At 38.9% G+C, this 22,193-nt stretch carries 20 protein-coding genes; 14 read left to right on the top strand and 6 right to left on the bottom strand.

The features are described 5' to 3' along the window. Positions 1-47: 47 nt before the first annotated feature. The 4 genes from FEE95_RS11935 (at position 48) to FEE95_RS11920 (ending at position 4,357) form a co-directional block, all read left to right on the top strand. Positions 48-590: a DsrE family protein gene (locus tag FEE95_RS11935; protein ID WP_138658174.1), complete on the top strand. Its 543-nt coding sequence runs from the start codon at positions 48-50 to the stop codon at positions 588-590. Positions 591-601: 11 nt separating this feature from the next. Then, the gene (locus FEE95_RS11930; RefSeq protein WP_138658173.1) at positions 602-1,915 is read left to right on the top strand and encodes an amidohydrolase; all 1,314 of its coding nucleotides are present in this window, start codon (positions 602-604) and stop codon (positions 1,913-1,915) included. 40 nt (positions 1,916-1,955) lie between these two features. Next, positions 1,956-3,518, top strand: a complete 1,563-nt coding sequence (locus FEE95_RS11925; RefSeq protein ID WP_138658172.1) for an FMN-binding glutamate synthase family protein — start codon at positions 1,956-1,958, stop codon at positions 3,516-3,518. A 65-nt stretch (positions 3,519-3,583) separates the two neighbouring features. After that, positions 3,584-4,357: an OmpA family protein gene (locus FEE95_RS11920; RefSeq protein WP_138658171.1), complete on the top strand. Its 774-nt coding sequence runs from the start codon at positions 3,584-3,586 to the stop codon at positions 4,355-4,357. Positions 4,358-4,404: 47 nt separating this feature from the next. Here FEE95_RS11920 and FEE95_RS11915 read toward each other — a convergent pair whose 3' ends face one another. Further along, complete coding sequence (locus tag FEE95_RS11915) at positions 4,405-5,478, bottom strand: T9SS C-terminal target domain-containing protein (RefSeq protein WP_138658170.1); 1,074 nt, start codon at positions 5,476-5,478, stop codon at positions 4,405-4,407. 203 nt (positions 5,479-5,681) lie between these two features. Here FEE95_RS11915 and FEE95_RS11910 point away from each other — a divergent pair, with 203 nt between their 5' ends. Next, on the top strand, positions 5,682-6,200 hold the full coding sequence (locus FEE95_RS11910; protein ID WP_138658169.1) for a DUF7935 family protein: 519 nt from the start codon (positions 5,682-5,684) through the stop codon (positions 6,198-6,200). 62 nt (positions 6,201-6,262) lie between these two features. Here the strand turns inward: FEE95_RS11910 and FEE95_RS11905 are convergent, their stop codons facing one another. Beyond that, positions 6,263-7,177 (bottom strand): patatin-like phospholipase family protein, encoded by a 915-nt coding sequence (locus FEE95_RS11905; RefSeq protein ID WP_138658168.1) that lies wholly within the window; start codon positions 7,175-7,177, stop codon positions 6,263-6,265. After that, complete coding sequence (locus tag FEE95_RS11900) at positions 7,174-9,258, bottom strand: M1 family metallopeptidase (protein WP_138658167.1); 2,085 nt, start codon at positions 9,256-9,258, stop codon at positions 7,174-7,176. The genes FEE95_RS11905 and FEE95_RS11900 overlap by 4 nt, the downstream gene beginning before the upstream one ends. A gap of 78 nt (positions 9,259-9,336) precedes the next feature. On the opposite strand from FEE95_RS11900, the gene recG reads away from it, so the two are divergent. Continuing rightward, positions 9,337-11,442: an ATP-dependent DNA helicase RecG gene (recG, locus tag FEE95_RS11895; RefSeq protein WP_138658166.1), complete on the top strand. Its 2,106-nt coding sequence runs from the start codon at positions 9,337-9,339 to the stop codon at positions 11,440-11,442. Between the two features lie 22 nt (positions 11,443-11,464). Here recG and FEE95_RS11890 read toward each other — a convergent pair whose 3' ends face one another. Further along, a complete protein-coding gene (locus tag FEE95_RS11890) occupies positions 11,465-12,697 on the bottom strand; it encodes a hypothetical protein (protein ID WP_138658165.1) in 1,233 nt (410 codons plus the stop codon). 244 nt (positions 12,698-12,941) lie between these two features. Beyond that, on the bottom strand, positions 12,942-14,051 hold the full coding sequence (locus tag FEE95_RS11885; protein ID WP_138658164.1) for a DUF2911 domain-containing protein: 1,110 nt from the start codon (positions 14,049-14,051) through the stop codon (positions 12,942-12,944). Between the two features lie 240 nt (positions 14,052-14,291). On the opposite strand from FEE95_RS11885, the gene FEE95_RS11880 reads away from it, so the two are divergent. The 8 genes from FEE95_RS11880 (at position 14,292) to FEE95_RS11850 (ending at position 20,600) form a co-directional block, all read left to right on the top strand. Further along, entirely contained in the window at positions 14,292-14,786 is a 495-nt protein-coding gene (locus FEE95_RS11880; RefSeq protein WP_138658163.1) for a hypothetical protein, read from the top strand. A 122-nt stretch (positions 14,787-14,908) separates the two neighbouring features. Next, positions 14,909-16,324 (top strand): 3-isopropylmalate dehydratase large subunit, encoded by a 1,416-nt coding sequence (gene leuC / locus FEE95_RS11875; protein WP_138658162.1) that lies wholly within the window; start codon positions 14,909-14,911, stop codon positions 16,322-16,324. A gap of 52 nt (positions 16,325-16,376) precedes the next feature. Further along, a complete protein-coding gene (gene leuD, locus FEE95_RS11870) occupies positions 16,377-16,973 on the top strand; it encodes a 3-isopropylmalate dehydratase small subunit (protein WP_138658161.1) in 597 nt (198 codons plus the stop codon). A 6-nt stretch (positions 16,974-16,979) separates the two neighbouring features. Further along, positions 16,980-18,497, top strand: a complete 1,518-nt coding sequence (locus tag FEE95_RS11865) for an alpha-isopropylmalate synthase regulatory domain-containing protein (RefSeq protein ID WP_138658160.1) — start codon at positions 16,980-16,982, stop codon at positions 18,495-18,497. A gap of 52 nt (positions 18,498-18,549) precedes the next feature. After that, a complete protein-coding gene (locus tag FEE95_RS22475; protein WP_317129250.1) occupies positions 18,550-18,753 on the top strand; it encodes a four helix bundle protein in 204 nt (67 codons plus the stop codon). Further along, complete coding sequence (locus FEE95_RS22470; RefSeq protein ID WP_317129253.1) at positions 18,708-18,899, top strand: four helix bundle protein; 192 nt, start codon at positions 18,708-18,710, stop codon at positions 18,897-18,899. Before FEE95_RS22475 ends, FEE95_RS22470 begins: the two co-directional genes overlap by 46 nt. A 74-nt stretch (positions 18,900-18,973) precedes the next feature. Beyond that, positions 18,974-20,029 (top strand): 3-isopropylmalate dehydrogenase, encoded by a 1,056-nt coding sequence (gene leuB, locus FEE95_RS11855; RefSeq protein WP_138658159.1) that lies wholly within the window; start codon positions 18,974-18,976, stop codon positions 20,027-20,029. A 148-nt stretch (positions 20,030-20,177) separates the two neighbouring features. Beyond that, complete coding sequence (locus FEE95_RS11850; RefSeq protein ID WP_138658158.1) at positions 20,178-20,600, top strand: hypothetical protein; 423 nt, start codon at positions 20,178-20,180, stop codon at positions 20,598-20,600. 129 nt (positions 20,601-20,729) lie between these two features. Here the strand turns inward: FEE95_RS11850 and FEE95_RS11845 are convergent, their stop codons facing one another. Then, positions 20,730-22,127, bottom strand: coding sequence for a TPM domain-containing protein (locus FEE95_RS11845; RefSeq protein WP_138658157.1), 1,398 nt, complete (start codon positions 22,125-22,127; stop codon positions 20,730-20,732). Between the last annotated feature and the right edge of the window lie 66 nt (positions 22,128-22,193).

Raw genomic sequence — 22,193 nt, 5'->3', positions numbered from 1 at the left:
AGGGGTTTTAACGAATTTGAATATATTTAGAGACTGAACTACTTTGAATGACAAGAATATATTTTTTTGCCTTATTAATCGGACTTCTTTCCCAAACTTCGCTATCCGCTCAAGCGAAGGAAACTGGCCCCATCATAAAGGATTACGGAAAAGTCTGGGCCATTGATAATCCAGATTTCAAAGTGGATACTTCCAAAGAATACAAGGCTGTTTTTGATATCATGAATAGTCCTGAAAGTCATGAATCGATAAATGCGACTATTGAAACAGCCGCTCGATTTTTAAATATGCATGCACAAAGTGGTGTTCCTGCAGAAAACCTAAAAGTAGCTTTGGTGGTTCACAACAAAGCCTCTAAAGATGTGATTACGAACGAAGCATATCAAAAAAAATACGGGACGAATAATCCGAACCGAGAACTTATTACAGCTTTACTAGATGCTGGTGGACAAATTATTTTCTGTGGTCAATCATCTTTATCAAGAGGTTTTCCAAGGGAAGACCTGATAGATGGGGTTCAACTGTCGTTATCAGCCATGACTGCCTTAATACAATTACAAGACGAAGATTTTAGACTAATTAAATTTTAAATACACTCAAAATGAAGAAGTTACTATTAACAGTAATACTATTCTCAGGATGCTTTGCGATAGCTCAAGGTCCTAAACTACAAAAGGACTATAACGCAGTAGAAGGCAAAGTTGTTGAATGGCGTCGAGATATTCATCAAAATCCTGAATTAGGAAATCGTGAATTCAAAACTGCCGAAAAAATAGCAAAACATCTAAAAGCTTTAGGCATTGAAGTGCAAACCGGTGTTGCGCATACTGGGGTTGTTGGTTTATTAAAAGGTGACCAACCTGGAAAAGTAGTGGCCTTAAGAGCAGATATTGATGCACTACCCGTAATTGAACGGAATGACCTTCCATACAAATCAACAGTTACTTCAGAATTTCTAGGTGAAAAAGTGGGTGTCATGCACGCATGTGGACACGATACGCATACGGCGATTTTAATGGGAGTTGCAGAAGTTTTGTCTAAAAACAAGGATAAGATTAAGGGAACGGTAAAGTTCATTTTTCAGCCTTCAGAGGAAGGCCCACCACCAGGTGAAGAGGGAGGCGCTCTACTTATGGTTAAAGAAGGCGTTATGGAAAACCCAAAAGTTGATGCCATTTTCGGATTGCATATTAATTCCCAAACTCCCGTTGGCGTTATCAAATACAAATCTGGGGGAACTATGGCAGCTGCCCAGAGTTTTACTATTAAAGTAAACGGAAAACAAAGTCACGGCTCACAACCCTGGTCTGGGGTAGACCCAATTTTAATCAGTGCTAAAATTATTGATGGTTTGCAGACTATAATAAGTCGCGAAACAAATCTTACCAATGAAGCAGCTGTAATTACAGTTGGAAAAATAAAAAGCGGGGTGCGTTTTAATATTATTCCAGAAAGTGCTGAAATGATTGGAACCATTCGTACACTCGATTATGACATGAAAGATAAATTGAACAAGCGAATGGTAGAAATGGTAGAAACCATTGCCAAAGCTTATGGAGGTACTGCTACCTGTGAAATCAATGATGCTACTGATATTACCTATAACCACCCGGAATTGGTAGAGCAAATGTTACCGACCATGCTACGTACTGCAGGTGCTGAAAATGTGCAAACCCAAAAAGCAATTACCGGAGCTGAGGATTTCTCGTATTTTCAGAGAGAAGCACCGGGATTCTTCTTTTTCCTTGGAGGAATGACACCGGGAAATACCCAATCATTCCCTCACCATACTCCTGACTTTTTAATTGATGATAGTGGATTGATTTTAGGTGTTAAAACATTAACTGAGATGAGTCTTGATTACTTAAATAGCAAACAGACTCCAATGCTCGAAGAAAAAATAAAAGGAAAATAGACGTCCATCTTTTGGACCAAATTTTAATTACGATTTGTAAATGGATGTATTTTTAAATACGCTTTCTACTATACCATGGTGGGGATATGTTCTAGGTTTCCTTGGGATCGTCGCCATCAGAGATATTTTTTTTCAAAAAGCACATACCATTTCGCATAACTACCCGGTCGTTGGGCATTTGCGATATTGGCTAGAGAGTATTGGTCCAGAAATGCGGCAGTATTTTGTGGCAAACAATCGAGAAGAACTTCCATTCAATCGTATTGAACGTAGTTGGATCTATGCCTCTGCAAAAAAAGAAAACAATTACGAAGGTTTTGGAACAGACCGTGATATTTACGCTCACCAGCACATTTTTGTAAAGAACCAAATGATGGCTTTTAAGACTCCCGAGGGTCATACAAACACCAAACACAAAGATTTTGTTCCTTGTGCGAAAGTCATGGGAGAATATAATAAAAGAAGAAAACCATACCGTCCTGCATCAGTAATTAATGTTTCTGCGATGAGTTTTGGTTCGCTTTCGGCAGCGGCAGTTGAGGCTTTAAACAAAGGAGTTGCCAAAGCACATGCCTTTCATAATACAGGCGAAGGAGGACTCTCCCCCTATCACAAAAAAGGTGGAGATGTCGTTTTTCACTTCGGCACAGGTTATTTCGGTGTTCGTTCTTCGGATGGGAATTTTTCCTTGGAAAAAATGAAGCAATTGGTTGAAGATAATCCCTGTATCAAGGCTATTGAAATCAAGTTGTCCCAAGGTGCGAAACCGGGAAAAGGAGGCGTGCTACCTGGTGCGAAAATCTCAAAGGAAATCGCAGAGATACGCGGTGTAGAAGTTGGAAAGGATGTCCTCTCCCCTGCTACGCACAAGGCATTTAGCAATGTTACGGAATTAATGCAATTGATTGAAATGATTGCCGATGCTACAGGATTACCTGTTGGAATTAAAGGAGCCATCGGAAAATTAGACCAATGGGAAGAGTTAGCAGAAATCATGTTAAAAACAGGAAAAGGCCCTGATTTTATCGCAGTAGATGGCGGTGAAGGTGGAACAGGAGCTGCTCCTCCTTCTTTTGCTGACCACGTTTCTTTGCCTTGGGTTTATGGCTTTTCTGAATTGTACAAAGTCTTCCAAACCCGAAATCTAACCAATCGCATTGTTTTTATTGGAAGTGGAAAATTGGGTTTTCCTGCCAAAGCAGCAATGGCTTTTGCAATGGGTGTTGATTGTATTAATGTAGCCCGTGAAGCCATGATGAGTATTGGCTGTATTCAGGCTCAAATATGTCATACCAATAAATGCCCTGCGGGAATCGCCACCCAAAACAAATGGCGTCAGAATGGAATTAACATTCCCTTAAAGTCCGACCGTCTAGCACAATATTTCAAAACCTTCCGAAAAGAGTTGGTGGAAATAACCCATGCAGCAGGTTATGAGCACCCTTGTCAGTTTACCATGCACGATATTCAGGTAAATGTCGATGATATTGATTTGACACGAAATCTAAGGACTACGTATGGATACAACAAGACTTTAGTACCTTTTCAGGGAACTCAAGAACTCTATGATTGCGAGTACCTAGGCGGAAAGAATTTCGATTAAATCTAGAAATGCTATACTTTTGCGCTGTGTTTAACCTTAATTGAACCCCCAAAAGAATTTCATTTATGAAGAAAATTTTACTTTCCCTAAGTCTAATACTAGCAATCGGCACTACTGCTCAAGCACAAAAAAAGAGTGAATTGATAGCCGAAATCAGCACCTTAAAATCTCAACTTGACTCAGTAAATAACCAGGTCGCAGAAGCACAACGCAAAGAAAAAGCAAGTCTAGCGAAAGCCGAATCCTTTGAGTCACAAGCCCTCGAGCTTCGTGATGCAAATAAGACTTTGATGAAAAACCTCAATAGTTTTTCACAGTTATCAAGTCAAAATTCAACGAACATGAACAAGGCGATGGAAGCATTAAATGTGAAGGAGCGCCAACTAAAGGCTATAAACGATGCCATTGCCTCTAATGACTCTACGGCTCTTGTGGTGCTAACCAACGCAAAACAGACTCTTGGAGAAAATGCCAAAATCGGTGTTTCAAATGGTATGGTCATTATATCTTCAGATTTGACTTCACTCTTTGGTAGTGATACCGAATCAACAATTGCTCCTGAAGCCGAGCCTTGGGTACAAAAAATCGGTGAAATTTTAAAAGTGAATCCGAAAATGGGAGTTACTATTGAAGGACTGAGTATGACCGGGAATCTAAACCTACCAGCACAACAAGCCTCTGCTGTCAGTAGTGCTTTGCAACGTCTTGAGATTGCTCCTGAAAGGATTACCGCAGTTGGTAAAGATGGGAACCTGAAAGAAGGAGTTGTTATAAAAATCCATCCTAAATTTGATGAATTTTATATGATGGTAAAAGAAAATATGAAGAATGGGAACTAAATTTTCTTCAAATTTAATGGTAAGGGCTGATTTTTCAAGCAGCTTTTTTATGGAAAAACCAAACTGTTGCCCTGATTATCATTGAAGTTCTCTAATTCGTTCCAAATAAAATCTACTATCATTTCGTAATTGTCTCGTGCAATTGCATGAACGGTTTCTGGTACTTGAAAATCAGAAGGGGTTTCTACACCGTACATGCCCATATACGTAATCATGCTTGCCAAAAAGTAAATGGTTGGTCTACCATGAGGGGCATCGTCCTCATACAATTCAGAGAATGGAATATTAGACAAATCCGTTTCGTTCATCAATTTAGCGATAATGGGACCGACGGGAATCATTTTCACATTCAAATCAGGCCGCTCTTGTATTACTGCTTCGTGATAGGCAATCCACCAATCGTGAAACTCCCCTTGTGTATACTGATTGTAATTTTCAAATTCCGATGTTGTCGCCGGTACACCATTACTTAGAAACCCTGCCATATCGGGCCAATTTTCATAAATGTAGATAGCAGTGCCTGGCTCTTGCTGTTCAACCCAATCTAAAATTTCTAAAGTTGCACTTATCGGAGTTGCATTATCAGGATTATCACCATCATATGGCGTTAATGCTGATTGATATTGAATAAAATTTCCTGCCGTAAATAAGATGCTATTGAAATTCGCATCTGCAAAAGTTTGATTATCAGAATCCCAAGCACCTTCTGCCCTATCAAAACCCCATTGCGCTATTGGTGGAAGGTTGGCATGTTGTGGTAGGAATCCATATTGACCAGAAACGGCATAATCAAATCCCGCAGCTACCGAAAGTTCGGCAATCCAATGTGGTACTGTTGTTTCGTTACTGGGCGTTGCAATTAGTGGTGGATCATGTACGATTAGGCTATGTCCGAAAATAAAGGTCCTCAGATCAGTTGTTATCGGATTCCCAGAATTCGAATTATCTGTATCGCCGGATTCTTCGGAATCATCTGAAGTTTCTCCTGTGGTATCATTATCAGTATCCTCAACCGCCATTTCGACGTCAGTATTTAAGGGACTGTCTAATTCTCCATCGATAGAGCATCCAGAAAGCATTAACCAAGAAAAAGTCAAAATAAGTAAGGTGTTTTTTTTCATAAGAATGGAAGGTAGAATAAGTTTCTATTTTTTAAGAACGCTTTATCTAGATAGTATTGTATAACAAAACAATTAGAAAGATAAATACCCTAAATGAATTCTACAATGAATGAGTTTACAGGTGTAAAATTTCTTGAAAAAAGGACATACTTTTTCAAAAAAAACGCCGTTCTAAATCATGTAACCAACAACAAAAACCAAAAATGACGGGCGATCAAATTTTTCAACTTTTTGCATATCTATTACCATCTGTTGTAACAGGTGCCATTGCATTTTACTTTTTTCGAATGCACACCAACAATGAGGAAGGTAGAAGAAGGTTTTTACTTCACAAAGATTCTCAAGCCAGTACACTTCCTATCAGATTGCAGGCCTATGAACGTATGGCGTTGTTTTTAGAGCGAATTTCAATTCCTAGTTTAGTATTGCGGGTAAAACCAAATTCCTCTGATAAAACTGCATATGAGAACTTATTGATCAAAAGTATCGAGAATGAATTTGAACATAACCTTTCACAACAAATCTATTTGACAGACGAATTATGGAATGTCATCAAAGCGGCCAAAAGTGCAACCATTCAAATGATCCGGAAAGCTGGAATGAGTGAAACGGATTCTGCAGATAAACTTCGTGAAGATGTTTTGACTGAAACGATGGATAAGCAAAATCCTTCAGCTACTGCCCTTGCTTTTGTAAAAAAAGAGATTGCAGAACTCTGGTAAGATCTTAAGGCCTAAAAGAATAGATTTACTTCTGCTGCCAACTGTTTACTGAAAACTGTGTACTATTCATGCTCATTCGGCTGAATAGGATTGGTCTCTTCATTCTTATTCTTGGCATATAAATAACCTCGTTTCCACCAACGGGTCATCTTTTCTTTGTTGAAAATCAAAGAGTTAGTGGTTAACACGGTGGGAGTGTAATACAAATTGATAATGGCATCTTTTTGATTGGCGACCAATTTCCCGATTCGGATATTGTGGTTTTCAATACGATCCAATATAAAACTCAACATTGTGGTCAAAAGTTCAAATGGATTCCTTGAAGGCATACGATTCATATAATTGATTTCGGTATGCAAAACTACCACATCAATATCCTTAGCACCGCGCAATATGGCTTCTTCAATTGGAACAATACTGCCCAAGCCTCCATCGGCATATTCAGAGCCGTTTTTTCGTACCAAACTCATAAATGGTGTGTAATTGGCTGAAATCCAAATCCAATCACAAAATTCATCATAGCTGTAGTCCATAATAGACTTATACTCTACTTGATTCAAGGAAAGATTTGAAACAGTCACCACAACATCATTGGGTCCATCTCTTAGTTCCTGATATTCTTCCACTGTAAGGCTTTCCCGTATTAAATTTCGAAGATTCTCGCTCTCACCAAAGGTTTTCTTGCCTTGAAGAAAATTTCGAACCACATTCCAATGGTTGATTGATATTTCATCGATGCCATGTTTCTTCTTAATAACAAAAGGACAATTATTAAAAATAGTTTTTTGATCTACATTGGAGTAGATTTCCTTAATCTTATCCAATTTACCCAAAGCCAAATGGCATATCAACAGGCTACCCGTAGAAGTTCCTACGAACAGGTCATATTTATTGCCTGATTCTTGAATAAGAAACTGTGCTACACCACCGGCGAAGGCCCCCTTACTTCCACCCCCTGATATGACTAATGCTCTCATGTTTTGTTAAGTTCAATCTTTAAATAACGGGATTCTTTGGAATTTAGCTCCGTTGAAAGCTTTTCCAATCGTGTTTTATATTCAGAATCTTTAAGCAATTCCTTCAACAAATCTCTTGCAAATTTTTTGAACTGCCAAGCATGATGCTCAGTTGCTTTTACCAAACTAGTTAAACTTTCATCATTTAGACCGAAAGCTTCCTTTAAATAAAAAAAGGCGCTTTGGCGTATTTCAAAACCATATTGGGGATTCGTGTATAAACTCAGTTCGTCAAAATAAGCCTTGGTTTGTGGGCTATTATAATTCTCAGAGAGCATGGCCAAAGTCAACCATAGTAAACGTACATTTTTATTGGGAAGTCCTGTAATATTTTTAGTTGCATCCAAATATTTCGTTCGTTCTTTAGGATAGCTACGCCACAAGGTAAAAAGCGCATTCTCCTTCGTAACATAACTCTTATCTTCTAAAAGGGATTCCAATTTTTCTTTATCCAAATAACTTGGCAAATCTCTTGCTGATAAAAGGGATTGTCGAATAGGAATAGTATCGGATGAAAAGGCAAGCTCATAAATTTCTTCAGGAAGTGAAGTCTGGTACTGTTCTAAAATATGTTTTTTAAGATGGATTGAATTGCTGGCTTCCCAGTAGGCCACATAAGCAATATCGTCGCTTTGCGCCTTTTGAAACTCATCCTCCATCTTAAAAAGTGTAGCGAGTGACTCAGAATCTTTTTTTAATTGTGCCTTAGCCTCTTCAAACGGAAGGCTTTCGTTCTCTAACCACGTATCGGTAAAACTAGATAGGTCCTCATCGGAGGTTGTTTCCATTTCTTTTATAAAATCAGGAATGGTAACATTTTTGAACTTAAATTTTTCCAAATAATTCTGAATTCCCTTTCGGAAAGCAATATCACCAATTTGCTTGCGAAGCATATACAAAGCCCAAGCGCCCTTTTCGTAAAAAATCAAACTACTTGCTTCGGGGTTGGTCAAGGCTTGTCCTTCTCCTCGCTTTATTACATCTTCCAGTTGTTTTAACGACTTGTACAACTTCCAGTAATAATGGTCATCTCCAAATACCTCTTTTTCTGCAAGTTGGGCATAATACGTAGCAAAACCCTCATGTAACCAGTGATGATTACCATTCTTCTCCGTTACCAAATTACCAAACCATTGATGCGCCAGTTCGTGCGCATTGACATTGACATAGTTCTTATCTACAAAAGCAGTAGAATCGATAACATACTGGTCGGAAAAAATGGTGCACGTTGTATTTTCCATTCCCGCATAAAGAAAGTCACGAACAGGGACCTGCTTATAATTCTGCCATGGATAGGGATAACCGATTTCTTGTTCTATAAAATCAAAAATCTTTTTAGTGTGACGATAAGTAGGTTCCACTTTAAGGCTATCGTGTGGATAGTAATAGTTTTGGATGGGGATTCCGCTTTTTGATTTTAGTTCTTGTTTATCGTAATTGCTAATGGCGAAGCCCAATAGGTAGCTGCTCATGGGGTTTTCCATATCGAATTTCCAATCAAAAGTTTCATGCCCTCCAAAATTCTTTCCAATTAATTCTCCATTTGCAACAACATCCAGCGTAGAGCCGCCATTTAAGGTCAAGTCAAACTCTATCTTTTCCTCCATGTCATCAAAGCTTGGTAACCAATGGCTAGTATATTTGCCTTGCCCTTGAGTCCAAACCTGTTCATTACCCTTAATCTTATCGTCAAAACCCACATGATACAAAGTCTGAGTTGGATTCGCCTGAAATCGAATTGCGAGTTGATGGGAAGAACCTTTTTTAAATCTATTTTTTATTATTAGCTTTTTTCCATCGTAAGCATATTTCTTGTTCTTTTTGTTCAAATTAATAAAAAGAAAATCCATGTTTTTTGCATCTATAAAGACGGAATCAACAGATTCCAAAACCTTGAAATCATAAGTTATGCTTCCAGTAATTTTATATAGTCCACCGTAAGGCTTAATAAATGCTTCTCCCCGAATAAAATCGACCTTATCCTGATGCTGAGCATTAGCCATCCATCCGAAGAAAACAAGAAAAAGAAATAGTCTGTTCATATTGATACTACTGCAAAAGACAAACCAAATTTACCACTTTAGTTTGTCGCAATAGTTGTGAACCCCTAAATTCGTTTTATGAATGCCAATTTCCTTCAAACTCCCGTTACCTATTTGAAAGGTGTCGGTCCGAATCGGGCAGAAACCTTGCAGGGAGAATTGGGCATTCAGACCTACCGAGATTTACTCAACCTCTTTCCGAATCGCTATTTAGACAAAACTCAATATTACAAAGTAGGCCAATTGCAACGCAGCAGTGCTGATGTTCAGATTATGGGCAAAATCACTCATATCAAAACGGTTGAGCAAAAGAAAGGCAAACGACTAGTAGCAACTTTTATTGACGAAACCGGTAAAATGGAACTCGTTTGGTTCCGTGGTCAAAAATGGATTCGCGAAAACCTAAAACTAAATACGCCTTATGTAATCTTTGGGAAATGCAATTGGTTCAATGGTGTATTCTCGATGCCACACCCTGAAATGGAATTGCTCGAAGAACATAAAAAGGGGCTCAAAGTGTTTATGCAGCCCATTTATCCTTCAACTGAAAAATTAAGTGCTCGAGGAATTACCAATCGAACACTTAGTAAAATGATTCAACAGGTGTTTCTAGAAACAAAGGGCAATTTTTCAGAAACCCTTTCCGAAAGTCTAATCCATGTATTGAAACTACTCGATAAAAGTGATTCATTACTTAATATCCATTTTCCAAAGAATCAAGAGTTACTAGCAAAAGCGCAGTTCCGTTTGAAATTTGAGGAGCTGTTTTATATACAAATGCAGCTCCTTATCAAGAACATGCTGCATAAGCAAAAAATAAAAGGTTTTCCATTTGACCAAGTAGGTGAGTTGTTCAATGAGTTTTATAAGGACCACCTCCCTTTTGAACTCACAGGCGCTCAGAAAAGGGTTATCAAGGAAATCCGCCATGATTTAGGAAGCAATGCACAAATGAATCGTTTACTTCAAGGAGATGTTGGTTCAGGAAAGACTATAGTAGCTGTAATGACAATGCTTCTTGCCATTGACAATGGATATCAAGCCTGTTTAATGGCTCCTACAGAAATTCTGGCCAATCAGCATTATGTAGGTATCAAAGCGTTATTGGATAAAATCGGAATTAGTTGTGCCCTACTTACAGGTTCTGTAAAGCAATCTGCAAGGAGACCGATTCATGAACAGCTGGAAAGCGGCGAACTCAAAATTCTTATCGGAACGCACGCACTTTTAGAAGACAAAGTTAAATACAAAAACTTAGGTCTCGCCATTATTGATGAACAGCATCGTTTTGGTGTAGCGCAACGTTCTAAGCTTTGGCATAAGAATCAGTTTCCACCCCATATTTTGGTAATGACTGCTACTCCAATTCCCAGAACTTTGGCTATGAGTTTGTACGGGGATTTGGACATCTCAGTTATCGATGAACTTCCTCCAGGTCGTAAACCCATTAAAACTGTTCATCGTTTTGATTCCAATCGATTGAAGGTTTTTCAATTTATTCGCGACGAAATTAAAAAGGGAAGGCAAATCTATGTGGTATATCCTTTAATTCAGGAATCTGAAGCTCTGGATTATAAGGATTTGATGGACGGTTATGAAAGCATTGCTCGCGACTTCCCACTACCCGATTACCAGATTTCCATTGTTCATGGTAAAATGAAACCAGCAGACAAAGACTATGAAATGGAACGCTTCGTTCGCGGTGAAACACAAATCATGGTGGCCACAACGGTTATAGAGGTTGGGGTAAACGTTCCGAATGCGTCGGTCATGATTATTGAAAGCGCAGAACGCTTCGGCTTGTCGCAATTGCATCAATTAAGAGGTCGAGTCGGCCGTGGGGCGGATCAGAGTTTTTGCATTCTCATGACAAGTCATAAACTTTCCTCGGAAGCAAAAACACGTTTAGAGACCATGGTGCGAACCAATGATGGATTCGAAATTGCTGAAGTAGACCTCAGACTGCGTGGTCCCGGTGACATTATGGGCACGCAACAAAGCGGGGTGCTAAATCTAAAAATTGCTGATATCGTAAAGGATAATGATATTCTGAAAACTGCGCGGTATCATGCGATTCAATTGCTAAAGACTGATCCTACATTAGAAAAACCTGAGAATTTGGTTATTCGACATGCCTATGCGCAATTGGTGAAGTATAAGAATATTTGGAACTATATTAGCTGAATTAATATGACTTAGTGAAAATCTAGTCTAGCGACATTATTTTCAGCGGCTGAAGATCAGTTAGAAAATCAACCTTTAAAATAGTCAAATCAAAATCCAGAAAAATCACAGCGAATTCTGGATATTGGGTATCACATGTTATTGCTATTACTCCTGAATCAAAATCATAATATGCCTGCGTAATATTTTGGGCACCTGTACCTTCAAATCCGTATTTGTTAAAGGTAACTTCTAACAATTCATTTTCAAGAATCTTCTTACTCTCTTTTGTTTCAAAATTATAGAGTACTATGCCCGACCAAATACTTCCATTTTTTATTACACTATTTGCTTTGAAAAAAATTTCATTACCCTTTATTTGAGAATTTACCATATCTCCATAACCTATATCATTGGGAAAATTCAAGTCATCTGAAAAATCATTTGACAAGATATCAAAGGTTCTCCCATCTGGGTAGTAAATTTTTTGTTCATACCAAGCAAAATTCCTGTCGTCATTGAATAAATCAAATTGTGCGACTATTTCTTTCGTTGTTAAATCAACAACTTTCCATTCATCAACGGTAGGAGCTTCCTCTTTCTCAACTCTATTTTGGTACATGTAAAACTCCCCACTAGATTTACTGGATGTAAAACCCACACCGATACGGTCATTGTCAGGCAAATCCATAACTTCTAACTCATCATTCAAATAATCGTATATCCGTAAAGAATTGTAGAAAATTGTATCGTTTCCTATTCCAGCCGGATTATGGGAATCCATAGTCACAATATGATTTGAAGTTGGATGTGGATAGAGTCTATAGTCATATTCCCAGAGTTGTTCATCAGGTACTCCATCGGTATTGGTGTACTTCTGAAACTCTTTTGTTTCAAGATTTATTTTGGTAACATCTCTTTGAGGTGTTCTTTGCCAAAAGAAAAGTTCATTGCCCCTTGTATCAAAATCATTAAACACCTTATAACCTAAAGCAGCATCAATATTAAAAACGCCATTCGCCTCACCTTTCAAATAATCCACTAATGATTTTTCGTCGGAATTCACATCTCTTGTCAATATTGCAATGTCAAAAGATATTGCGGATTCTTCGGTATCCGTATCTCCGCCCGTTACTTCGTCCTCTTCTGACTGTTCTTCTTCTTTTTCTTCAATAACTATTTCATCAACTTCACTTTCCGTTTCCGGTGTTATAGTTTCTTTTCCACAGGATAGACTTACAGCCAAAATCAAATAAAAAAATAGTCTTCTTACCATAAGGGACAATTAAAATGTTTAAAAATGGGTTATTTTGATATGAAGCATAACGGGTGGATTTTAGAAAAATTTCAATTCTTTTACCACAATATAGATGATAGGTGTAAGAGGAATATGAAAAAATGGAAGGTATATCATTCGCCAAACCTATTCACAATTGGTGAAATACTGGAACATATGGAATTATATAAGCTAAAAAAGGCCCAACCGAAGTCGGGCCTTACCATGTCATACATACTATCGGTTAATTTATGTCTTCACTGTTCTGCAGTTTTACGAGAAAACTGGCTATAGCGTCTTTGTTTGGCTTGTCGGGAGCTCGACCTTCAGCAATTTTCAGATGCTTTAAGGCAGTTTTATAATTACCCATGGCGGCATGAGCCCTCGCTAAACCAAAGTCAACAGGCCATTGGCCTTTGTTCTTCTTAGCGTTTATTTTAAATACTTTCATGGCTCTTTCTTTATTTCCCTGAGCTATCAATTGCCGTCCGTAACCATGGGTTTCAAAAACAGTCGCCATACCCAAAGCTTCGTCCATTACAGCATCTGCTTCGGTCTTTTTTCCCTGTTTGGTCAAAATACCAGCTTTAATACTCAAATTATTGAAATTCTTTTGGCTAAAAAATTGTCCTGCTATTGCACCATTAATCCAACCTAAAGCTTCATCCAAATCGCCACCATTATTTAAAGAAAAATTAGCCGCTTGCTCCCAAGTCTGTCGATTGAAACCTGGTGAGTTTTCAAGTTTTTTTCTTATGTCGGCCAAAACAACCTCGGTCACATTTACTTCAACTTTAAAAGGAATTTGTTTCTTTTCCCAACGTAAGGTTGCAACCGCCGATGTTGCATCCACATCCACAAAATCGAAAGTAAGTTGTTCCGTATGCGCAACCTCCTTCGTAGTGACATCGACCTTAAGTACATCGTCAGTCGGGTCATAAAAATAGCTTCCCCATGCATCACTACTTCTTGAAAAAATGATTGTCGCTTTGTCACCTTCATGAATGACCATATGAAGACCATATTTTCCTGCTGCCACTGGTTGGCCTTCAATTTTGACATCATCAGTGAATTTGATAACCGTATTCTCGTTAGCACCTGCACGCCATGGAGATTCTTTGGCGGTACCAAAACCTAGATTGTTCATGCCATAGGGAACCAGTTTTCCCCAAATTTCCCGTCCATTGACACTAGGTCTAGAATAGTGTATCGAAACATCTGTAATACCTATGCGTTGAGATACCTTAGCTTTCTGACTTCCGGAAGGAAGGTCTAATTGCGCCATTACTTGAGTTGAAAAGAACAGAAGTGCCAATGACAGGGCAACTAAAGACTTTTTGTAAACTTGTTTCATTTTGATTGATTTAAATTGATTAAATAAGTGTGTTTGTAATGGTTTAAGGTAGCTACAGTATCCCGTTTATAAAGTTACCGTTTTGTTAAACTCAGAAGTACTTATGTTAAACTATGAATCAATTTTTATATCCCTGAAAACCACCAGTTGAATTTCCCTTTTTACCAGCTAAGATTCCTATAGTATTTCAATGACTTTTACGATTGTAATTAATGTACAAACAATCAAAAATAAGTCAAGATGAAAATTTCACTAATCGCCTTTATACTCGCCTTCATATTCAATTCACAGTTTTTTGCTTCAAAAATTGGACTTCCGATTCCATTCGGAACAGAAGAGAAAATTATCAAAATTAGAGAGTTGCCTGACAACTTCGAATTTCGAATACGAGACGGAAGTAACTATGATATAGGCAGCCTGTATACTGTAAAAAGGTTCTTGTGGTTGGGCTATTCTTATGGAGAACCTAAGTTTGTTGGCTATCTTAATAGTCAGAAAAAGTACGCTCCCTTTACCTCTAAAGAATTAGAGCAAATTGCAGTTCGTGCTAATATCCAATTACCCGAGAAAGCCGAAATTTCATTTTTTGACCTTTACATTAGTAGATTGTTATTGTTTGTTATTCTAAGCCTCTCAAGTTTATACGGCTATAAATTTTATGTCCGAAGAAGGAAAGTGCTCACAGAAAGGGAGCAAGAAGAACTGCCCTCTTGGCCTCCGAACACCTCGCATTGAAAAGGGGCAATCGACGTTACTAGTTAACTTCATTAACTTTTTGGACATCGTAATTTTAAATGGCAATAATTTCCTAAGAATTCCTTCTTTGCTTAGATTTGCTAGCTTAGAATTCAAAGATTATGAGTGCGAAGAAGACACTATTTGACAAAGTATGGGACTCTCATGTAGTTCACCAAATCGAAAACGGTCCCGATGTATTGTTCATCGACCGTCACATGGTACATGAGGTTACAAGTCCGGTTGCTTTTTTAGGATTGAAAAATAGAAATATCAGGGTTTTGCATCCTGAAAAAACATTTGCAACAGCGGATCATAATACGCCTACTATCAATCAACATTTACCGGTTGAAGACCCACTGTCAGCGAATCAATTGAAAATGTTAGAAGAAAATGCCAATGAATATGGTATTTCGTATTGGGGATTAGGTCATGAGAAAAACGGAATTGTTCATGTTGTCGGTCCTGAATATGGAATTACACTTCCAGGCGCGACTATTGTCTGTGGTGATTCCCATACTTCTACGCACGGTGCGTTCGGTGCGATTGCCTTTGGTATTGGCACTTCGGAAGTGGAAATGGTTTTGGCCACACAATGTATTATGCAGCCTAAACCAAAGAGTATGCGTATCAATATTACAGGAGAATTGCAGTTTGGAGTTACTCCCAAGGATGTTGCCCTATTCATTATTTCGCAATTGACAACCTCTGGTGCAACGGGATATTTCGTAGAATACGCTGGTGATGTTTTCACAAATATGACTATGGAAGGTCGTATGACCGTCTGTAATCTAAGTATCGAAATGGGAGCGCGTGGCGGAATGATTGCGCCTGACGAAACTACTTTTCATTATGTGAAAGGACGCGAATTTACCCCTAAAGGAGAAGCTTGGGATACTGCAATGGATTACTGGCAAACCCTATATACAGACGAAGGAGCTGAATTCCATAAAGAATTGACTTTTGATGGTTCGCAGATTGAACCCATGATTACCTACGGAACTAATCCGGGAATGGGCATGGGAATTTCAAATGATATTCCAAATGCAGAAGCTGTTCAAGGAGGTGCCGCTACCTATAAGAAATCGTTGCAATATATGAAGTTCGACGAAGGGGATTCCATGATAGGAAAACCTATTGATTTTGTGTTCTTAGGAAGTTGTACCAACGGAAGAATCGAGGATTTCAGAGCTTTTGCATCCATTGTAAAAGGGAGGCAAAAAGCCGATAACGTTACCGCTTGGTTAGTACCAGGAAGTCATAAAGTAGAATCTGCAATAAAAGAAGAAGGAATTCTTGATATTCTGACTGAAGCAGGTTTCGAACTAAGAGAACCGGGTTGTTCTGCTTGCTTGGCAATGAACGATGACAAAGTCCCTCCTGGTAAATTGGCGGTTAGTACTTCAAACAGAAATTTTGAAGGAAGACAAGGCCCAGGATCAAGAACCTTGTTAGCGAGTCCGTTAGTAGCTGCTGCAGCTGCTGTTACAGGTAAAGTTACCGACCCACGGGAATTAATGGAAATGGAAACAGCATAAATTTAGGCTCGTCATCCTAAAGACTAGCCACTAATTACTAAGGACAAAACAAATGGCATACGATAAATTCAATACACTAATATCATCCGCGGTTCCACTTCCAATTGAGAATGTGGATACGGATCAAATTATACCGGCACGTTTCTTAAAAGCTACCGAACGTAAGGGCTTTGGAGATAACTTGTTCCGAGACTGGCGATACAATCCGGATAATAGTCCAAAAGAGGATTTCGCACTTAACAATCCGAGGTATAGCGGAAAGATTTTAGTAGGAGGGAAAAATTTTGGCTCTGGCTCATCCCGCGAACACGCCGCATGGGCGGTTTATGATTACGGATTTCGCGTCGTGATTTCAAGTTTCTTTGCCGATATATTTCGAGGAAACTGTTTGAATATAGGAGTATTACCCGTTCAGGTAAGTCCAGAATTCTTGCAAAAGATTTTTGCTGCTATTGAAGCTGACCCGAATACGGAGTTTAAAGTAAGTCTTCCAGAGCAAACGGTAAGTATTGTGACAACGGGAGAAAGTGAATCCTTCGATATCAACGATTACAAGAAAGGCAATATGACCAATGGCTTTGATGATATTGACTATTTGTTGAATATCAAAGAGGGGATTAAAGAGTTTGCAAAGACCAGACCTTTCTAAAACGTCATGGCAAAAAGATACTTGGAAATCATGGACACTACGCTTCGCGACGGCGAACAAACTTCTGGTGTCTCATTTTCTGCTTCAGAGAAATTAACCTTGGCGAAACTATTGCTAGATGAACTCAAAGTAGATCGTATCGAAGTAGCCTCTGCAAGGGTGTCCGAAGGGGAACTACAAGCAGTACAACAAATTACAGAATGGGCAGGGAAAAATAACTATTTAGACAAAGTAGAAGTGTTGACTTTCACCGATGGTGGGGTTTCATTGAAATGGATGGAGAAAGCTGGGGCAAAGTCCCAAAACCTTTTGACGAAAGGTTCTCTAAACCATTTGAAGTATCAGTTAAAGAAAACCCCTGAAGAACATTTCAAGGATATTGCGAAAATTTTCAAGTCCGCAGAGAAAAAAGGAATCATCAATAATATTTACTTAGAAGACTGGAGTAACGGAATGCGTAACTCTAAAGAATACGTCTTTCAATTTTTGGATTTTCTATCGACACAACCGGTCAAACGCGTTTTGTTGCCCGATACTCTAGGAATTATAACCTATTCCGAAACTTATGATTTCCTTTCTGAAATTATAGCGAGATATCCTGATATGCATATTGATTTCCACGGTCATAATGATTATGATTTAGGGGTTGCAAATATCATGGAAGCAGTCAAAGCTGGTGTTCATGGATTACATCTTACCGTAAACGGAATGGGCGAACGTGCAGGTAATGCACCTATGGCAAGTGCCATCGCCGTTATTAATGATTTTCTTCCTGAGGTAAAGATAAATGTCAACGAAAAATCACTCTTTAAAGTCAGTAAACTAGTTTCCGCTTTTACTGGAATAAGTATTCCGTCGAACAAACCCATTGTTGGCGATAGTGTTTTTACACAAACTGCTGGAATACACGCAGATGGAGATAGTAAAAAGAATCTTTACTTTAGTGATTTAATGCCCGAACGTTTTGGGAGAAAACGCAAATATGCTTTGGGAAAAATGTCTGGAAAGGCAAACATTCAAAAGAATTTACAAGAACTCGGACTTACACTTAATGATGAAGATTTAGAGAAGGTAACAGCAAGAATTATAGAGCTTGGCGATAAAAAAGAGCGGGTCACCAAAGATGATTTACCATATATTATATCTGATGTCTTGGATACGGATTTTCAACAAAAAGTATTTGTAAAATCCTATGTGCTAACCCATGCCAAAGGTTTGCAGCCTTCCACTACCCTTTCTCTGGAAATCAAAGGAAAGATTTATGAGGAAAATGCTTCAGGAGACGGACAGTACGATGCCTTTATGAATGCCTTGCATAAAATATATAAATCGCAAAAGTTGGAATTGCCCCAGTTGGTGGATTACGCAGTACGTATTCCTCCGGGCAGTAATTCCGATGCCCTTTGCGAAACCATTATCACATGGGAGTCTGCGGATGGAAAAGAATTCATCTCAAGAGGATTGGATTCCGACCAAACGGTAAGTGCGATTAAGGCAACAGAGAAGATGTTGAATATTATCTAGACGCTTATCGCAAATCGCTATTCGCTTTACGCAATTGCTAGATTGAGGAAAAATGAGGGATTATAGAAAATATAAGGTTTGGGATTTAGGTCATGAAATAACTTTGGAAATCTATACAGTGACACGAGATTTTCCAAAAAACGAAATGTATGGTTTAGTAAGTCAAATGAGGAGAGCTGCCAGTTCTGTCCCAGCTAATATAGCGGAAGGATATGTGGTCGAGAATCTGACGCAGAATTCAAACGTTTTCTTATAATAGCACAAGGTTCGGCATATGAATTAGAATATTTCACAGTCCTTGCGAAAGAACTAGGATACCTAGAAGAAGCCTTTTTCTCAGTACTAAATGATAAAGTAGATAAGTTAAGAAGAAGTTTAAATAGTGTAATAACTAAAATGTAATACTAATAATGCGAAATACGAGTAGCGAATTGCGATAAGCGATAAGCGTACTGCGTTTTCGCGCAGCGAAAAATATGAAACTAAACATTGCCCTTTTAGCTGGAGACGGAATCGGACCAGAAGTAACTGCTCAAGCAGTCAAAGTCGTTGATGCAATTGCCGAAAAATACAATCATGAAATTACATGGCAACCTGCCTTAACTGGTGCTGCGGCCATTGATGCGGTGGGAGAACCTTATCCGGATTCTACACATGAAGTTTGCGCAAATGCGGATGCCGTGCTTTTCGGGGCAATCGGTCACCCCAGATTTGATAATGACCCTTCGGCGAAAGTTCGCCCGGAGCAGGGATTGTTGAAAATGCGTCAGAAATTGGGCTTATTTGCCAATGTGCGTCCTACGTTTACATTTCCTTCATTAATCGATAAATCTCCCTTAAAAAGAGAGCGCATAGAAGGTACCGACTTAATTATCCTTCGTGAACTCACGGGAGGTATTTACTTTGGTGAAAGAGGCAGAAAAGATGGTGACAATACCGCCTACGATACCATGACTTATGAGCGTCACGAAATTCAACGCTTGGCTGAGAAAGGATTCAAAATGGCTATGAAGCGTTCTAAGAAATTGTGCTGTGTTGACAAGGCCAATGTATTGGAATCCTCACGTTTGTGGAGAGAAACAGTTCAGGCGATGGAAAAAGACTATCCAGAAGTTGAAGTATCCTACGAGTTCGTAGATGCTGTTGCCATGCGATTGGTACAATGGCCAAGCGCATACGATGTAATGATTACGGCAAACCTTTTCGGAGATATATTGACGGATGAAGCTTCTGTAATTTCGGGCTCTATGGGCTTGATGCCATCTTCGTCTGTAGGAAGCAAGGTTTCGCTTTATGAGCCAATTCACGGTTCGTATCCGCAAGCGGCTGGCAAGGACATTGCAAATCCCTTAGCCACGGTTCTATCAGCGGCTATGCTTTTTGAGGATATGGATTTATCGGACGAAGCTAAAGCAATTCGTGATGTAGTTAATAAATCTTTGGCCGAAGGTATTGTTACTGAAGACCTTTCCGAAGGTGGAAAAGCCTATAAAACTTCAGAAGTTGGGAATTGGTTGGCAGCCAATCTATAAATAACCAATACTGTCAGTTCGAGCGGAGTCGAGAAGGAACCTCTTAGTAGGAAACATCTCGACTCCGCTCTATGTGACAGAAAAAGTATTCCTATCAGCACCACTCATTTCTTGGAACAAACTTTGATGCTATTTTCAAAAGCTACCCATGAAAATCTGCATTTCTCTTTTTCTGTTAGTAACAAGTCTGATGGGGTATCCGCAACAACTGGACTCCCTGCGATTAGCGGAACTGAAACAAGAAATACTCCACAGTAAAGAAGCGATAGATTGGCAAAATGCCAAGATTGCCCATCAAAAGAGTAGCATGGATTTTTGTGCTTTGAAATATGAACAAAAAGTAAATCAGGCCATATTTATAAGCTGCGGTAAACCTATGGTTACCGAATCATATAAAGAATTCACTTTACGATTATTTAGAGCCATGCGAATTGCTGATGAACTTAAAGATTCTACAATCCTAAGGGAGAGAGAACTGAGAACAAAATTTCCAGAATTAGCTACGCATTTTAAGCTTGATGAAATCTTTCCAGAACTTTATGCTCCTATTCAAAAGGCTAGAGGGTATTGATTAAAACAATACTTTCAATTAAAGCCGAGGTGAGAATGAGCTTCATGATAAGAAGCATCTCTACTCCGCTCGATGTGACAGTACAATTGGAATTTATTTTATGGAATTTGCATTCCGTAGGAATCATTTTTACCAACTAACCCCTGCACCCCCACCACCGGAACTTCCTCCACCAAAACTGGAAGAGGAACTACTACTCGATGACGAAGAAAAAGAAGACCCTGAAGAAGATGATGATTCACTAGGTCGGGATTTTTGCGGAGTTTGTACTTCTTTTTCCTCTTTATAATTACAATTCCGACACTCATATTTATCAATTCGAGTACCACCGCGGTCATACGTGGCAAAGACCAATATTAAAGAGTTGATTTTTCCAAAGGTTTTATATCCGCATTCCTTGCAATCGGAATATTTACGTCCATTGGGACCTTCATACTCCAAAATCATGATATCGCTTCTATCCTCAGTTATCCACACATCATACAGAATCGATTTCAGTTCTTCTTCCAGTAACTGTACTTCTTCTAAATAATCGATTTCATCATAATTGGTCAATAAGGTCATTGGCTTTCCATTCTTTTTACTAAAACGAGACGCATATCGGTATTTCTCTAAACGGCTCTTAGCCATTCGGGCAAAGAATAACATAGGTAACGGAAAAAGTATATCTGTACAGCCGAATTTTAACTTATGTAGTCGATGGTACTTGTCATAATAATCATCTTTGGAAAGTTGAATATCAAAGGCTTGTCCAAAATACCAGAATCCCATAATCAGGCAAATAGCCCCGTATAAAATCAGCAAAAAATGATACCATTGCCACTCAAACTCCTGTTCTTCATGCACTACACTATAGCCGTATACTTCATCAATGGTTTCAGGATTCTCCAGAAATTCTTTGACCCGAAGCACCGCACTTTCAATACCGCCTCCAAAATTTCCTTGTTTGAAATAGGGAACAATTTCATTCACTCCAATCCGATAACAAACGACATCGGTCAAAATACCTTCAAGTCCATAACCTACCTCGAATTCGGTACGGCGTTGGTCCATTACGGTTAAGATTAGGAGACCATTGTCCGTATCGGCCTTCCCTATTTTCCATTCGTTAAACAAATCCACCGCAAAACTTTTCGGAACATCCTGCCCTATGCTCGGTAGCATAACCACCGCTACTTCCACCGACGATTTTTGCTCAAGCTCATACAAAAGTTCATTGATACGCTGCTCTGATGCAAAATCAATGATGTCCTTTGGATCCGAAATTGAACCTATGATTCCAGTACCTCTTGGACTCGGCACATCAGCAACGGTGTAGATTTCCAAACTAGTATCGTAATCGGGAGCTACGAAGTTTGGGTAAACCATATCGCCTTGTTCCCCTTCCTGCCGGCCCAACATACGTCGATAGGAATCTTCGGTAATAGAATCTAAATCCGGAGCGGGAGTTTGGGCTATTGCGCTGCTACTACAAATCCATAGTAATCCGAAGAAAAGAATTGTTTTAAAGAAAAGAGCTTGATTCATAGTGGTATATTAAAACGCTTACGAAACTATAAAATTATCATTGTATTAACATCCCTGATTCTAGGG

This window comes from Maribacter algarum (ex Zhang et al. 2020) (assembly GCF_005885635.1).
GTDB lineage: Bacteria > Bacteroidota > Bacteroidia > Flavobacteriales > Flavobacteriaceae > Maribacter_C > Maribacter_C algarum.
Note: the sequence above shows the minus strand (reverse complement) of the source record. Positions and strands in the feature narration are given on the sequence as shown.